Source organism: Bacteroides ihuae (assembly GCF_900104585.1).
In the GTDB taxonomy this organism is placed as follows: domain Bacteria; phylum Bacteroidota; class Bacteroidia; order Bacteroidales; family Bacteroidaceae; genus Bacteroides; species Bacteroides ihuae.
Genome location: NZ_FNVX01000005.1, coordinates 835,363 through 851,426, shown reverse-complemented (window position 1 = coordinate 851,426; position 16,064 = coordinate 835,363). Strand labels below are relative to the sequence as shown.

The window sequence follows — 16,064 nt, the reverse complement described above, 5'->3', positions numbered from 1 at the left end:
ATCGTATAAAATCAGCTGAAGACATTCTCTACCAATTAGATGTGTAAAATAAAGTATCATTCAGATAAGGTATATTCCAGTTCATCTGAGAGAAGCAAAGCACAAAAGTCACTAAACTAACAACCCACAAAATGAGTAAAGTCATCTTTAAACCCGAAACCATGGGTTCCCATTTAAAGATAAGCCGAAGCACAGCATAAAGCATCGATGCCAGAGGAATGCCAACCAACATAACACCTGCAATACTTGCTACAATAACGGCAAACGGAGAAGCTGAAAATAGTGACCAATCCATAGACGGAAGCACGTGATAGAGTGCGCTTCCACCTCCTACAGCAACAGCCACTGCTCCTATTACCAGCGCCATAAAGACAATGGCCAAAACAAACAGCAAGGGGCTAAACACTAAAAGCAACATCACCAAGCAGACTTTTAAAAACACTCCGGCAATGGACACGAGGGCATCTCCCAACTTCTGTATGAAGGTACGAGGTTCATCTGAGCGCATATAATTATTCACGCCATTGGTTATTTTTTCAAAACCATCGGTCACAGTTTTTCCTATATTCTCAACCGTCACAGCCTTTCCTCGCATATTTAATTTATCGGCTGCCGTCAATGCCTCGGGAATAACAATCCAGCAAACAATATAGACTGGTATTATTGTTCCAACACCGCATACCATCAATACCAGCAAAATGATACGTAGTATTGTCACATCCCATCCAAAGTAAGCAGCCAGTCCTCCAACAACACCACCAAGAATCTTATCATCCGGATTACGGAATAAACGCCTGTGAATGTTTGAATTCTCTTTGTTTGCAGAATCTTGCGCAGTGGTATGCGTTGCTCCATCTTCTTTTTCGTCCGGCTCTTCTCCTAGGAATTCTTCAGGTTTGCCCATACGAGCAATCACTTCTTCCACTGTAGCAATGTTTATTACTTGTACTCCCATGCCAATTTTCTCACCAAAGAGTTCGGATATACGGTTTTCAATATCTTCTACAATCTCGTCAGCGCTTTCTTGCTTACGAAAATGAAGTTTAAGGTTACGTAAATAGTCATCCAACAACCGATAGGCATCTTCATCTATATGAAAAACAGTTCCGCCTAAGTTTACAGTCAATGTTTTTTTCATTTTTTTTCTTATTTATTAGAATTAAATACTTGCAATATGATTTACCGTTTCGTTCAATTCCTTCCACGAGAATTCAAGTTCTCCAAGAAAAATCTCACCTTTTTCTGTTATCCGATAGTATTTACGAGGCGGACCTTGAGTTGATTCTATCCATTCATAACATAACAAATCATCATTTTTAAGACGAGTCAACAATGGATACAATGTCCCTTCTACCACAATCAGTTTGGCTTCTTTCAACTTTTGAATAATATCCGAAGCATAAGCCTGTTCTTTGTGAAGCAGCAACATGATGCAATATTCAAGCATCCCTTTGCGCATCTGCGATTTTACATTATCTACATTCATTGCTTTATATATTTACACTGCAAATATATGTATTATTTGGTACCTTGTTATACATAGTACTCTATTTTCGTTATATTTAACTTTTAAAGTATCTATTAAGCTGTAAAAAGAGGAAATAATATCTATATTCGCATAAGTTATAAAACCTTATGCAGATGTTTACCCTACGAATAGCAACAACTGATGATTGCTTACTAATCAATCGATTAGCATCCAAAGTATTTCCAGAGACCTACAAAGAGATTCTATCTCAAGATCAGCTTGATTATATGTTTGAATGGATGTATTCTCCCGATAACCTGTGTAAACAGATGAAAGAAGGGCACGTTTACTTCATTGCATATGCTGAAAGTGAGGTTTGCGGCTATCTATCTGTTCAACAGGAAAATGCAGACCTTTTCCATTTGCAAAAGATCTATGTTTTACCTTCTTTTCAGGGTACGCACGCAGGCAGTTTTTTGTTTCATGAAGCAGTTAAATACATAAAGAAAGTACACCCGTCTCCTTGTAAGATGGAACTTAATGTGAATAGGAATAACCCAGCAATACAGTTTTACGAACACATGGGTATGAAGAAAATGCGCGAAGGAGATTTTCCCATTGGCAATGGATACTACATGAACGACTATATTATGGGGATAGAAATAGGACGCTGAAGAATATCTTATGCGAAGTTTAGAGGTTAGTCGTTTGTTCTTTTGTTTAAATTTAAGAAAAACGCAAATAATGCGCTACAGGCCTTCTGAGAGAGGGCATGTTGAACTAACTAGATCACCGTGGTGAATTAACTAGATCACCGTGCTGAACTAGTTAATTCACCACGGTGAAGTTATATGTTTTATAAATAGACTCTTAATTGTAAATAAAAAGATCCTGTCATTAACTAAGACCTTCTATATTTCCGTCCACAATATCAATGTGCAGTGCTTGTGGCTCTTTCGGCAATCCGGGCATACGAAGTATCTCTCCTGCAATAGCCACAATCATCTCAGCTCCATTATTTATCACAATGTCTTTGATGTGAAACTCGAAGTTGTTTACCGCACCATATATTTTGGGGTCGGCGGAGAAAGAGTATTGCGTCTTGGCAATGCAAACAGGATAATGAGAAACTCCCAGTTCACCAATTTGCTTAATCATGTTACGAGCAATGCTACTATATGTAACAATGCTGGCACCATAAATGCCGGTAGCTACCTTTTCTATCTTTTGTTGAACGGTGTCAGTGTCTTTATAGGTAAACTTCAATGGTTGAGATGGGGTCTTCTCAATAGTTTCCACCACAAGATTAGCCAAATCAACAGCACCATCTCCCCCTTCAGTAAAGGCATTGTTGATAGCAAAGCCCACGCCAAGTTCGGCACAATGGGTGCGAATCAGTTCAATCTCCTCTTCTGTATCGCTGGCATATTTATTGAACGCCACAATGATGGTTTGTCCAAACGAACGTAGATTGCGGATATGTTTATCCAAATTCTGTAGCCCTTCAGAAAGTCCCTCTATATTGGGCTCTTTAATACGATCTAAACTCACACCACCATGCATCTTCAATCCTTGAGCAGTAGCAACGATAACAGTTAAGCGAGGTTGAAGGCCTGATTTGCGGCACTTGATATTATAAAATTTCTCAGCACCAAGATCGGCACCAAAGCCTGCTTCTGTAATAACATAGTCACCAAAAGTCATAGCCATCTTCGTAGCCAACAACGAATTACACCCGTGAGCTATATTGGCAAATGGGCCTCCATGAACAAAAGCGGGTGTATTTTCAGTAGTTTGCACCAAATTGGGATGAATGGCATCTTTTAATAGTACAGCTACAGCGCCAGCTACTCCAAGGTCTTTCACCGTAAAGGGTTTATTATCATAAGTAAAACCAAGTAAGATGTTCTCTATCCGACGACGAAGGTCGCTTACATCTTTGGCAAGGCAAAGTATAGCCATTATTTCGGAGGCAGGAGTAATATCAAAGCCAGACTCTTGAGTGATACCGTTGCTCTTAGGCCCTAATCCCACAACAATGCTACGCAGCGAACGGTCGTTCACATCTAGCACTCTGCGCCAAAGTATTTCTTTTAATCCGAATCCTTTCGACTGATTTTGATAGAGGTAATTATCGAGCAGAGCCGAAATCATGTTGTGTGCCGAAGTGATGGCATGAAAATCACCAGTAAAGTGCAAATTAATCTTCTCCATCGGAAGTACCTGCGCATATCCACCTCCGGCTGCTCCACCCTTCATGCCGAAACAGGGGCCTAAAGAGGGTTCGCGTAGGGCAACAATGGCTCTCTTTCCGATCTTACTTAATCCCAAAGCTAAACCAATGGAAACGGTTGTTTTACCAATACCGGCTTTTGTGGCAGTGATGGCAGTAACCAGAATTAGATTGCTCTTCTTTACTTTCTCTTCATCAATCAGATGTTCGGGTATCTTAGCGATGTAACGTCCATAGTTTTCGACTTCGTCTCGCGGAATACCGATTTCTTCGGCAACTTGTTTTATCTTCTTTAACTCTGTAGTACGTGCTATCTCTATATCTGATTTCATATGAAGTGGTTTGATTTTCTATTTTGAAGTTGCAAAAATAATAATAAACTTTGTTTATTTGACTGACTGACTTACATTTAGACACAGAAATATCGTCCGATATGGATAAATATAACGCTTTATAACTTTAAACCTCCTATAAACGATGAATCTGGACACAAAACATTCGCTTTGTATCCAGATTCTTAAAAATGGCCTAACCGTCAAGTCCTTATTTAAAGCGTGAAGTATCTATCTCTTGCCGTTTCTTTTCCTTATAGTCGCCTATTTTATAACTTAAGGACACACTAAAAGTACGCGTGTTTTGTAAATAACGATTAGTCACACTTTGGTTGGCAAAATGAATTTCGGGAGTGATAAGCGAAGTATCGAACAGATCGGCTCCCTTAATGGTTAGCTGTGCTCTTTCTTTAGCAAAAGTCCATTTAAGCGCTGCATCCAAATTACCGGAACGACTAAGATCATAAATGCCCTGAATGGTTCCATTTTGATAAAAGCCGGAAAGGGTGAACTTCAAATCGGGCTTGGTGGAGAGCGTGAGTGTATTGCTCATAACGAGCATAAAAGAGTATGCGTGACGATCGAAAGGTATATCCCAAAAGTCGCTATCTTTCTCACGCGTGTAGTTACCTACCACTATGAAGCGAGAGTTTAACCGCTCTTTCACTTTAAAAGGTATTACTACCTGAAGACCTGATTCCTGTCTGAAATCGAAATTTTGATATTTATTTATTTCCACGAGCTTTTCGTGCGACTGGTAAGGAACTTGCGTAAAATAATCGGGTTGATGATTGAAATATGCAGTGAACACGTATTTACTCTTCATGATATATGTAAGGCTTGATTCATAAGATCGCGAAGGCTTTAACAGCGGATTTCCGTGTATCTCCGTATAGTTATTGGAATAAGCTACTGTGTTATTAGTTGACCAATATGAAGGATACGTTTTATCGGCCGTAAATGCCAACTGAAGAATATGACCCGCCGCCAGCGTATAATTCATATTAAGTGTGGGATAAACGTTCCACTCATTCCACACATCGGTATGATAAAGTTCTGCAGCCAAAGAAGCATCCATCGAAAACTTTTCGCCAAAACTCTTATTGCATCCTGCAAATCCATTAAATGTTTGCTCACGATGATGAGCGCTCATCGAGTTTTCAGGAAGCAGTTCTCCGGTCTCAGTGTCATAATAATACTGAAAGCTGTTATCAGTAGCTGTAGTATAATTGATTCCATAGTTTATCCCCCAACCATTTTTCAAGTCACGGTTTTGTTTAGCATAAAACATCCATTTATTGATGCGCTGCTCGTCTTCATAGCGAAAATCCTGTTTTTCTCCGTCCATTGTACTGTGCAGAATCTGATCTCCGGGCGCACGATAAAAGGTGTATTCTGCACCTGCTTTTAGACCGCAAGGAGCCTGATAGTCAAGCTTCACGTTATGTAACGCATCATCTCCATTACTATCTACATTGGAGTTAACCGTTCCTGAAGAAGTATTATTCATGCTATTATCATTGATCTGAGTAGTGTAAACCAAGCTCAATGTATGATCCTTACCAAAGTTATAATCCATACCCAACCGAGCATTATGTTCATTGCCCCTACCACGCCCAATAGAAAGAATGTTAACTGGATATACCTGGTTATTCACGGTATGCAAAGCCTCCTTGTCTATTCCATAATAACTGCGGTTGTGATTGTAAGAGTAAAGAAAATCAGCAGAGAATTTAGGAGAAGAATAAAGGAGGCTTGCACGCTCCGTAAAGCCTGCATAGCGTTCTTGTGACCATGCAGAGTAGAGTTCTCCTTGCAATGAAGGAGCATCTCCAACACCCGATTTCAATACCAGATTAATCATCGGTCCCCGCACTTGATATTGAGCCGGAGCAGAATACATCACTTCTGCCTTTTCAATACGCGATACTGGCATGCTTTTCAATAAAGTATTCAACTGTTCGGTAGTCATTGTGCTTACTTTTCCATTAATCACAACCGTTAGACTTGTGCCGGCCAAGATTAGTCCACTGCCCATATCGACAACACCGGGAAGTTCTTTTATGGCTTCATAGGCATTATCTACCGGTAAATTACTGACCAAACGAGGCAAATCGTACACCAATTTTCCTTTTTCAGCTTTCACAACAGGGCGTTCGCCTTTTACCATCACTTCAGGTAATTGCATATAGATGCTATCGAGAAATAGATGGGTAGAGTCATTCACGTGAATAGGATTGCCTGCAGAAACTGACGAAGTTGTTTGTGAAAAAGCTTTTAGTAGAATTACGCTTAACAAGAAAGCAAAGAGATACATTCGTTTCATATCGCATTTTGTTTTTTTATTACTGCAAAGTACGACATAATAATATCCAGACTGCGTTATCAGTAACTTACCAAGTGTTATTTAGTCTTATCAAAAAAACAAATAGTGTTAGGTTTCATTATCTTTGTTGCATGTACAATTTATAATCAAAAGATGAATCTACCTTTCAAGCCTATCGCCATATTGGTTATTCTTTCCTTGGTGGGCATCTTTGCTTACCAGGCATACTGGCTCACAAGCTTGTATCGCGATATGAAGTCGCAAACGGAAGTCGCCATTCTCTCTGCTATAAAAAACGCAGACCATATTGAGCTCTTCCTACGAGCAGACAGCATCAGTAGCGCAGGTAAGGAAAGAAGAAAACTTGGTATTGAAGCAAATGCTTCTGGAGAGATTTCTTGTTCTACATCATATAAAGAAGATGAAGTTAAAAAAACGTCTCAGACCATTATAAAGAAAAAAATATTACGAGATTCTGCTTTATATGAAACTGAGCAGATAGTACAATCGGACGGTAAGTTGACCGATGGTGTTAATATAGGATATAACTACTCTTCTTTGCTGGTAATGGCAGAGCAAATGCAAATGGCATTGCACATGGCAGTAGACGAAGAAATTAAACAAATAAACCTCACTCGCTTTGATAGCATTTTACGTAGCGACCTTATCAAATCGAACTTAGACATTAAGCATTACACACAGATAGTGAAGATCAAAGGTGATAGTATCATAGCTTCATCCCTACCCGCTTCTGTAGATACAACGAATTTGATTCGTCACGAATTTATATATGATCTACAAAAAACACGTGCATTTGTTGTATATACAGAGCCTACTGGCACGGTGATTCTGCTACAGATGGCAGGTATACTTACCACTTCGCTGATTATTCTCATAATCTTAACTTTTTCCTTTTGGTATCTCATTCGCACCATTTTACTGCAAAAGACTCTCGAAGAAATGAAAAGTGATTTTACCAATAACATTACGCACGAACTCAAAACACCCATAGCAGTGGCTTATGCAGCCAACGATGCTTTGCTAAACTTTGGCAAAGCTGAGGAAAAAGCTCAACGAGATAAATACTTGCGCATCTGTATGGAACAATTACAACGACTAAGTGGTCTAGTGGAGCATATCTTATCCATGAGCATGGAGCAGCGAAAAGCCTTTCGTTTGCGTCCGGAAAAGATACAACTTCAGGAATTGATAAAGCCTTTAATAGAACAACATAAGATGAAAGCTGATAAACCGACCAAAATTTCTTGTAACCCGGAATCAGATAATTGTGAGATCATGGTCGACAAAATACACTTCAGTAACATTATCAGTAACCTAATAGATAACGCCATTAAATATTCTGCTGATAAAGCGGAAGTCACAATAGAATGTCGAAAAAATAATGGAGAAGTAGAAATATCCGTAATAGACAAGGGCATCGGAATCTCAAAAGAAAAACAGAAAAACATATTCGATAAGTTTTATCGGGTACCAACAGGAAATCTACACAATGTAAAAGGCTATGGTTTGGGATTATATTATGTAAAGACGATGATAGAAAAACATGGGGGAACAGTTAGCGTAGAGAGTGAACCGGGTAAAGGAAGTTGCTTTACTATAAGACTGCTAAATGAAGAATGATTTAAGCCTTATAAATTTTTAAAGCAAAGGTCATTAACGAATAGAAATTATATGTGTTTCGATTAATGAGTGACTAGATAGTAAACTTTTGCAATCAACGATTTAACTATAGAACAAAGTTACATTAACAGAAGCTTCTATAAAAATGTATTAACCTACAAATTAAGATTAAAAAAGTATGGAGAATAAAAAAATCAACGTCTTATTAGTAGAAGATGAGCAGACCCTGGCTATGATCATAAAAGATACACTTGAAGAAAAAAACTTCATTATTCGCACTGCATTCAATGGAGAAGAGGGTTTAAGACTCTTCTTTGAACATCGACCGGATGTAATGGTTGCAGATGTAATGATGCCACGAATGGATGGTTTTGAAATGGTTCGCCGCATTCGTCAGATAGATAAGAAAACACCAGTGCTTTTTCTCACTGCCCGCTCTGCTATCAATGATGTGGTGGAAGGATTTGAACTTGGCGCCAACGACTATCTAAAAAAACCATTTGGCATGCAAGAACTGATTGTACGTATTAAAGCATTGGTAGGCAAAGCATTTAATAATGCAGAGGAAGAGAAAAGTTCCAAATTTGAAATTGGTAATTATTTATTCGATTCGACCACACAAATACTTACCTTTGCAGGGGTGAGGCAGGAATTATCACACCGAGAAGCTGAAATATTGCATAGGCTTTGCGAAAATCGCAATCAAGTGGTCAACGCGCAAGACGTATTGCTCGATCTTTGGGGAGACGATAGTTTTTTTAATTCGCGCAGCTTACATGTATTTATGACTAAACTTCGCCATAAACTATCGCAAGATGAACGAATACGCATAGTCAATGTTCGTGGCATTGGCTATAAACTAATAGTAAACTAAAAACAGGCTGATATGAAAAAAACAATTCTATTCTTTGCTATGTTGACAGTATCAATCACAGCAGCTATGGCACAATCCGAAGTGCTATCGGACAGCATTACTCTTAGAATGAATAACAATAAGCATTTTGGAGACTATATGCTTGATGCAAATTTAGGCACTATCCAATATATTGTGTAAACTCTAGCTCGGGTCTTTAGATTCGAGTTATTTTTTTTATCTTTAAAAATAAAAATATGGATAGTGTTATGTCAAAACGAGAAAAGCGCCAGGCAGTTCCTGCCGAGATGCTCAGTAAAGAGTTCTTGAGTCAATTCAAGACAGAGGAAGATGTTAGTCAGTTTCTCAAAGATCTTCATTCTCAAGTATTGGAACAAATGCTTCAGGGTGAGATGGATGCCCATTTAGGTTATGACAAGCATAGTACTGATGGTTATAACAGTGGTAACTCTCGCAATGGAAGCTTTAGCAAGAAGATTCAGAGCGAGCATGGTGAGCATCTAATCGAAGTTCCTCGTGATCGCAAAGGAGAGTTTGAACCTATTGTAGTTCCCAAACATCAAAGTCGTGGTTTATCTATAGAACGCCTGGTTATCTCTCTTTATGCAAAGGGAATGAGCGTATCTGATATTGAGGATGAGTTACGAGACATTTATCAAATAAACCTCTCTACCAGTGCAATATCAATCATTACCAATAAAGTCACTCAGGCTGCAATTGAATGGCAGAATCGCCCGCTAGAACGATTATATATGGTTGTTTGGATGGATGGCATCGTATTCAAGGTTAGAGAATCTGGGAAAGTGATAAACAAGACTGTTTATCTATGTGTGGGGCTTAATAACCGTGGCTACAAAGAAGTTCTTGGTATGTGGATCGGGAAGACTGAAAGTTCTTCTTTTTGGATGTCTGTTCTAACGGATCTCAAAGCACGTGGTGTGGAGGATATACTTATAACGGTAACTGACAACCTAAATGGCTTTACCGAAACCATACGTGCTGTATTTCCCCAATCCACAACTCAAATATGTGTGGTACATCAAATACGTAATTCATGTAGATATGTTGTATGGAAGGATTTAAAAGAGTTTACGGCTGATATGAAAGAGATTTATACCTCCGTCAATCGAGACCAAGCAGCCATCGCATTGGAAGAATTTGAGCGAAAATGGGGTGCTAAATATCGTCATGCCGTACAAAGTTGGCATCGCAACTGGAACGATCTGACTGCTTTCTTTGATTTTCCCATAGAGATACGTACTATCATTTATACAACCAATTTAATCGAAAATCTGAATGGCAAGATACGGAAATATACCAAAACAAAATTATCATTTCCTACTGACGATGCCCTCAGAAAGTCCGTTTGGTTGGCTATTAGTGAGATTGAAAAGAAATGGACGATGCCTATAAGAAATTGGGGTGTGGTTATGAATCAATTTTTAGTTATCTTTGAAAACAGAATCGAACTTTAGCACTCGACTAAAGCTCGAACCCGAACATAGTTTACACAGAATTATGGATAGTGCCCAAATTTATATACCATGCCAATGGTTCAATTACCCTCTTATACTGATATGTTGAAAACAACTCCCAGTATGGAGAATTTTCTCGAATCGCTTGAACACTCTCCTCAATGGATGTTCACTAAAGTCACTCCAGACGCTCTACCTACTCTAACGTATGGATATAATGCATTTGGCTTTCAATCTCCAATGCAAAACTTAGGAATGGGCACAATAAAGTTGAACGGCAACTTAAGACTAAACCTCTATGGGCAATATGCACCTGATGGCAGCAAACTGCCCGGAAACAATCTGCTTCCTTGGGACAAGAACTATTTTAAAGGAGGTATGGAATTAAAAGTGAACAAAAACTTCGGAATACGTGTGGAAGTACAACGTGGAGGATATAATCCTTATGTTTACTAAAAAAAGAGCAAACAAAAATCACGTATTCTCGAAAGCCCATTAGAAGCCTTCAAGATGATACGTGATTAATCTTAAAGTATCTTATCTTATTTCATACTACCACCAATGATATCAAGTAGTTCATTGGTAATAGCTTGCTGACGTGATTTATTATACTGTTTCGTTAAGTCTAAAATCAGTTCATTCGCATTATCTGTTGCAACTTGCATAGCCATGGTACGAGCAGCATGCTCTGAAGCATTAGAATCAAGCAACGCAGTAAATATCTTCAAAGTAATCACCCGAGGGAGTAGACTTGTTATAAATTCCGATGCAGAAGGTTCTACAATATAATCTATATTACTTTTTTCAACATCCACTTTTTGAGTTGTCAAATCAATAGGCAAATAATCTTCATGAACAAGAGTATGGCTTCCCACCGACTTGAAATGATGATAAATAAGCTCAACCTTATCTACCTCTTGAGAGACAAAAAGCCCCATCAGTTGAACAGCTAATTCGGATGCTTCTTGATATGACGGCTTATCAGCCAAATGCTGAAAGCTACCTTGAGTTGCATATCCCTTCTTCTTAACACTCGTCTCTATCTTTTTCCCAATGGGATAAATCAGAATGTTATCTTGACCTAAACTGCTATACTTCTCCATAACTTGTTCAAACTGCTTAATTATATTAGCGTTGAAAGCGCCACAAAGTGAACTGTTTGAAGAAAAGATTACAATAGCCACACGATGAACAGGCCTGCTAACAATATAAGGCGATTCAATAGTAGAGTCATTGCTCAAAAAGTTAGTCAAAATAGCATTCAGTTTCGACTGATAAGGTAACATATTCTCAATGGCTCCCTGCGCCTTATGCAGTTTTGCAGAAGCCACCATTTTCATAGCCGATGTGATCTGTCGGGTACTTTTTACCGAAGTGATCCTCGATTTTATTTCTTTTAATGAAGCCATGATTAATCAATCTTAGAGTTTAAACATCATATAGATTAAGAATTCAGTGATCGTATATATAATAAAATATCTTCTACACGATATAGATTCGAATCAAGATATAAGCGAGAAAGAGGCAGTTCTTAAATAAGGAACTGTTTAGCAACCATTTCAGCTGTTGCTTCAATAGCTTTTGATACCTCGCTATTGATAACTCCACTTTTCAACACATCTAAAACGTCCACCTGATGATTCAGTTCCAAAGACTTAACAAAGTTTTGTTCAAAATCGTGGACTTTATTTAGAGGAACATTTTTCAGAAGGCCGTGTGTACCGCAATACAAAATAGCAATCTGTTTCTCTACTGGAATTGGAGAATATTGAGGTTGAACTAATAAACGTACATTCTTCTGTCCTTTATCAATAGTTTGGGCAGTTATCGGATCCATATCTCCACTAAACTTAGAGAACGCTTCCAATTCTCTAAACTGAGCTTGATCAATTTTCAATGTACCGGCAACCTTTTTCATTGCTTTAATCTGAGCATTACCACCCACACGAGAAACAGATATACCCACATTGATAGCAGGACGGTTACCTTGATTAAATAAATCGGTATCAAGAAATATCTGACCATCAGTGATAGAAATAACATTTGTAGGGATGTAAGCAGAAACGTCACCAGCTTGTGTTTCAATAATAGGCAACGCTGTTAGCGATCCACCACCTTTTACTTTTCCTTTCAAACTTGGTGGAAGGTCATTCATCTGACAAGCTACTTCTTGCTGGCTGATTATCTTTGCAGCACGTTCAAGCAAACGTGAGTGCAAATAGAAAATATCACCTGGGTACGCTTCACGACCGGAAGGGCGACGAAGAATCAATGACACCTCACGATAGGATACAGCTTGTTTAGACAAATCATCGTAAACCACTAATGCATGACGACCGGTATCACGAAAATACTCGCCAATAGAAGCACCAGCAAATGGTGCAAAGTATTGCAATGCAGCAGGATCACCAGCTGTAGCAGCTACAACAACAGTGTAATCCAGAGCTCCATGTTCTCGAAGAGTATTTACAATAGTAGCAACGGTAGAAGCTTTTTGGCCAATTGCCACATAGATACAGTAAATAGGATCTCCAGCGTCATAATTAGCCCGTTGATTAATTATCGCATCAATAGCAATGGACGTTTTTCCAGTTTGCCTGTCACCGATAATTAATTCACGTTGTCCACGGCCTATTGGAATCATTGCATCTATCGATTTTAATCCAGTCTGCAACGGTTGGTTCACGGGTTGACGAAAGATAACTCCCGGGGCTTTACGCTCCAAAGGCATCTCAAACAGTTCACCGCCAATCCTTCCTTTGCCATCAAGCGGTTCCCCCAGTGGATCAATAACACGTCCTAACATGCTCTCACCAACAAGAATGGAAGCAATTCTACCTGTTCGTTTAACGGTAAAACCTTCCTTAATTTTATCTGTAGGGCCCAATAACACAGCACCGACATTATCTTCTTCCAAATTCATCACAATGGCTTTGATACCATTGTCGAATTCTAATAACTCATTAGCCTCGGCATTATTCAATCCATAGATACGTGCCACACCGTCACTTACCTGTAGGACAGTACCTACCTCATCGAGTTGTATGTGAGTTTCGATACCTTCTAATTGCTTGCGCAATACATCGGAAACCTCACTCACCTTTATATTTTCTGACATATTTTCTTATTTATTTTTGAAAAACATCCCTTTACAACTATAAATTATACGATTCTTCTATTTCTTTCAATGAATTGTCGCTTTACTTTTTTTAGTTGAGTCGCAATACTGGCATCAATCCGATATCCATTTATATCAAATATAAATCCTCCCTCAATAGACGGGTCAACTACTGTTTTCAATTCCATACGTGCATGTAGTCGTTGAGCTGCAGAACTCTTAATTCGGGTTCGGGTTTCTTCGTCAACAGGTACTGCTGTAATTAGTTTCCCTACACCAATATGTTTCATTTTTCGATATAAATCCTGATACATCAAGCAGATAAATTGCAAATATGATTCTCTTCGTTTCTCCAGTACAAGTCTTATAAAACGCTGCAATTCATTACTGATTCCTTGAGTTCCGTCGATTGTAGCCGCCGAAGTAATAACCTTCAATTTTTCTTCAGCAGGAAGAATCGGATTATCCAAAACCTTCCTTAAGTTTGGATATGATTCGAAATTACTTGCCAACAAAGACACCTCCTTATATAGACGTTTTTCTACGCCATTTGATTTAGCATATGCAATTAGTGCCTTTGCATAACGCATTGAGATTATACCTACTTCCATACTACTACCTCATTTATGATTTAGGAGATAACACTTCATCGAGCATACGATCAATCATTTCCATTTGCTCTTTTTCAGTCTTCATGGTCTTACGAATAACTTTTTCAGCTATATCAACCGACAAAACAGCAACCTGACGGCGAATATCACGAATAGCTTCTTCTTTTTCCAAGAGAATTTGGGCTTTTACATTATCCAATTCTTTTTGAGCAACTGCTTCTGCCTGTTTACGAGCCTCATAGATGATTTTATCACGTTCGAGCATCGTTTCTTTCAAAATTCGTCCCTGTTCTTTGTTCGCAGTGGCAATAATCAATTCACTCTCGCTTTTCAGTTTAGAAAGTTGCTCATGAGCATCTTTAGCCACTTGAATAGATTGATTGATGTATAGCTTCCGATCCTCTACCATCTTAATAATAACAGGGAATCCATATTTTGCTAACAAAGCAAATACAATTCCAAAAGAAAGAAGCATCCAGAACAAGAGCCCAGCTTCGGGCAATAATAATGACATATATTTCGTCTGTTATAAAAAGAACACCAATAAACAAACAACGATAGCCAACAAAGCTACACCTTCAATCAAAGCAGCAGCGATGATCATATTCATACGAATATCGCCTGAAGCATCAGGTTGACGTCCGATAGCTTCCATAGCAGAACCACCAATTTTACCAATGCCTATACCTGCTCCGATAACTGCGAGACCAGCTCCTACTGCTGCCCCCAATTTACTTATTCCAACTGCTGCTGCAGTTGCTTGTAATAATACTGTTAGTAACATAATTTTCTATTTTTAAATTATTGATATTTTTGATCTGTAAATTTATATTGTAGTTGTTAATGATCCGAAGCACTTTCTTCTTGAGTATGATGTTCTTCTTGAGCCAAACCTATAAATACTGCTGAAAGCATCGTAAACACATAGGCTTGAATGAATGCAACCAGTAATTCCAGTAGATTCATGAAAATATTAAAGAGCACCGAAGCGATAGTGAGGCTAGTATTCATAAATGGTCCCATGCTTGCTGAAATAAAAATCAAGCAAGTCAATACTAACATAGCCATGTGCCCAGCCAACATATTTGCAAAAAGACGAATCATTAGAGCAAATGGTTTTGTAAATATTCCAAATAATTCGATAACAGGCATCATAGGTATAGGTACCTTTAGCCACCAAGGAACATCCGGCCAAAAAATATCTTTCCAGTAAGCACGAGTTCCAAATACATTCACTATAACAAAAGTAAATAAAGCAAGTACAAGCGTAATAGCAATATTACCAGTTACATTGGCTCCTCCGGGAAAAAAAGGAATGAGCCCCATTATGTTATTAATAAAGATAAAAAAGAATGCGGTCAACAAATAGGGTGCAAACTTTTTATAGTTAGGACCTACACAACTTTTAATCACATCGTCGTGTATCATCATAATAAACATCTCCATAAGACCGACAAAACCACCAGGAGCTGCAGTACTTGCTTGTTTCTTTTTATACCAACGAGCAACACCTAAAATAATAAAAGCCAATAAGAAAGTATTTATTAATAAAGAAAGTGTAACCTTGGTAATAGAGATATCGAAAGGACGAATCTCGCTACCAGTAGCGTCATGCTCTACAATTTTCCCTTCATATTTACTGCCTGCAGGTGCAATAGAAAATCCTTCGTAGTTACCGCTATTCTCTTCAAATTCAGATGAAATAAACGAATGCCAACCTGTTGTTTGACTATAGACTATAACAGGCAAAGGAATACGAATCGCTGTATTTCCCCACGTTGTGATATGCCATTCATAAGAATCTCCAATATGACCAAAAACAATTTCTTTCACATTTACAGGTTCATGCTCACTTTCGGCAGATGCAGGAAGTGCAACAAAGCCAAGCAGTAAGAATATTACGGCAAATATTTTATGCAATCTTTTCTTTTTCATTCTCTCTTTTTCTTTTTCGGTTCCGTTCAAATGCAGAAAAAAACCAAGTCT

Annotated in this window: 16 protein-coding genes; 6 read left to right on the top strand and 10 right to left on the bottom strand. The window is 38.4% G+C overall.

Annotation, left to right across the window (positions count from 1 at the left end; all coding sequences use genetic code 11):
- Nucleotides 1–28: 28 nt before the first annotated feature.
- Both BQ5338_RS08920 and BQ5338_RS08915 read right to left on the bottom strand, forming a co-directional pair.
- The gene (locus BQ5338_RS08920; protein WP_071146453.1) at nt 29–1,138 is read right to left on the bottom strand and encodes a PspC domain-containing protein; all 1,110 of its coding nucleotides are present in this window, start codon (nt 1,136–1,138) and stop codon (nt 29–31) included.
- Nucleotides 1,139–1,159: 21 nt separating this feature from the next.
- Nucleotides 1,160–1,486 carry a PadR family transcriptional regulator gene (locus BQ5338_RS08915; RefSeq protein ID WP_071146452.1) on the bottom strand — a complete coding sequence of 109 codons (327 nt, stop codon included), beginning with the start codon at nt 1,484–1,486 and terminating at the stop codon, nt 1,160–1,162.
- A gap of 155 nt (nt 1,487–1,641) precedes the next feature.
- On the opposite strand from BQ5338_RS08915, the gene BQ5338_RS08910 reads away from it, so the two are divergent.
- The gene (locus BQ5338_RS08910; RefSeq protein ID WP_071146863.1) at nt 1,642–2,142 is read left to right on the top strand and encodes a GNAT family N-acetyltransferase; all 501 of its coding nucleotides are present in this window, start codon (nt 1,642–1,644) and stop codon (nt 2,140–2,142) included.
- Between the two features lie 223 nt (nt 2,143–2,365).
- Here the strand turns inward: BQ5338_RS08910 and BQ5338_RS08905 are convergent, their stop codons facing one another.
- Both BQ5338_RS08905 and BQ5338_RS08900 read right to left on the bottom strand, forming a co-directional pair.
- On the bottom strand, nt 2,366–4,033 hold the full coding sequence (locus tag BQ5338_RS08905; protein ID WP_071146451.1) for a formate--tetrahydrofolate ligase: 1,668 nt from the start codon (nt 4,031–4,033) through the stop codon (nt 2,366–2,368).
- Nucleotides 4,034–4,244: 211 nt separating this feature from the next.
- Nucleotides 4,245–6,359: an outer membrane beta-barrel family protein gene (locus BQ5338_RS08900; RefSeq protein ID WP_071146450.1), complete on the bottom strand. Its 2,115-nt coding sequence runs from the start codon at nt 6,357–6,359 to the stop codon at nt 4,245–4,247.
- Between the two features lie 153 nt (nt 6,360–6,512).
- Between BQ5338_RS08900 and BQ5338_RS08895 the strand changes: the two genes are divergently transcribed.
- The 5 genes from BQ5338_RS08895 to BQ5338_RS08880 all read left to right on the top strand — a co-directional run bounded on the left by BQ5338_RS08895 (nt 6,513) and on the right by BQ5338_RS08880 (nt 10,805).
- Complete coding sequence (locus BQ5338_RS08895; RefSeq protein WP_071146449.1) at nt 6,513–8,000, top strand: sensor histidine kinase; 1,488 nt, start codon at nt 6,513–6,515, stop codon at nt 7,998–8,000.
- A gap of 178 nt (nt 8,001–8,178) precedes the next feature.
- Nucleotides 8,179–8,874 (top strand): response regulator transcription factor, encoded by a 696-nt coding sequence (locus BQ5338_RS08890; protein WP_071146448.1) that lies wholly within the window; start codon nt 8,179–8,181, stop codon nt 8,872–8,874.
- 12 nt (nt 8,875–8,886) lie between these two features.
- A complete protein-coding gene (locus tag BQ5338_RS16855) occupies nt 8,887–9,054 on the top strand; it encodes a hypothetical protein (RefSeq protein WP_159431322.1) in 168 nt (55 codons plus the stop codon).
- Nucleotides 9,055–9,161: 107 nt separating this feature from the next.
- Nucleotides 9,162–10,349, top strand: a complete 1,188-nt coding sequence (locus BQ5338_RS08885) for an IS256 family transposase (protein WP_205409934.1) — start codon at nt 9,162–9,164, stop codon at nt 10,347–10,349.
- Nucleotides 10,350–10,424: 75 nt separating this feature from the next.
- On the top strand, nt 10,425–10,805 hold the full coding sequence (locus BQ5338_RS08880; RefSeq protein ID WP_159431321.1) for a hypothetical protein: 381 nt from the start codon (nt 10,425–10,427) through the stop codon (nt 10,803–10,805).
- Between the two features lie 86 nt (nt 10,806–10,891).
- Here BQ5338_RS08880 and BQ5338_RS08875 read toward each other — a convergent pair whose 3' ends face one another.
- The 6 genes from BQ5338_RS08875 to atpB all read right to left on the bottom strand — a co-directional run bounded on the left by BQ5338_RS08875 (nt 10,892) and on the right by atpB (nt 16,013).
- A complete protein-coding gene (locus BQ5338_RS08875) occupies nt 10,892–11,758 on the bottom strand; it encodes a F0F1 ATP synthase subunit gamma (RefSeq protein ID WP_071146446.1) in 867 nt (288 codons plus the stop codon).
- 122 nt (nt 11,759–11,880) lie between these two features.
- On the bottom strand, nt 11,881–13,467 hold the full coding sequence (atpA, locus tag BQ5338_RS08870) for a F0F1 ATP synthase subunit alpha (protein WP_071146445.1): 1,587 nt from the start codon (nt 13,465–13,467) through the stop codon (nt 11,881–11,883).
- 44 nt (nt 13,468–13,511) lie between these two features.
- Nucleotides 13,512–14,078, bottom strand: coding sequence for a F0F1 ATP synthase subunit delta (locus BQ5338_RS08865; protein WP_071146444.1), 567 nt, complete (start codon nt 14,076–14,078; stop codon nt 13,512–13,514).
- Nucleotides 14,079–14,091: 13 nt separating this feature from the next.
- Nucleotides 14,092–14,592: a F0F1 ATP synthase subunit B gene (gene atpF, locus BQ5338_RS08860; protein WP_071146443.1), complete on the bottom strand. Its 501-nt coding sequence runs from the start codon at nt 14,590–14,592 to the stop codon at nt 14,092–14,094.
- Nucleotides 14,593–14,604: 12 nt separating this feature from the next.
- Nucleotides 14,605–14,862 (bottom strand): ATP synthase F0 subunit C, encoded by a 258-nt coding sequence (gene atpE, locus BQ5338_RS08855; RefSeq protein ID WP_071146442.1) that lies wholly within the window; start codon nt 14,860–14,862, stop codon nt 14,605–14,607.
- A 56-nt stretch (nt 14,863–14,918) separates the two neighbouring features.
- A complete protein-coding gene (atpB, locus tag BQ5338_RS08850) occupies nt 14,919–16,013 on the bottom strand; it encodes a F0F1 ATP synthase subunit A (protein ID WP_071146441.1) in 1,095 nt (364 codons plus the stop codon).
- Nucleotides 16,014–16,064: the final 51 nt, after the last annotated feature.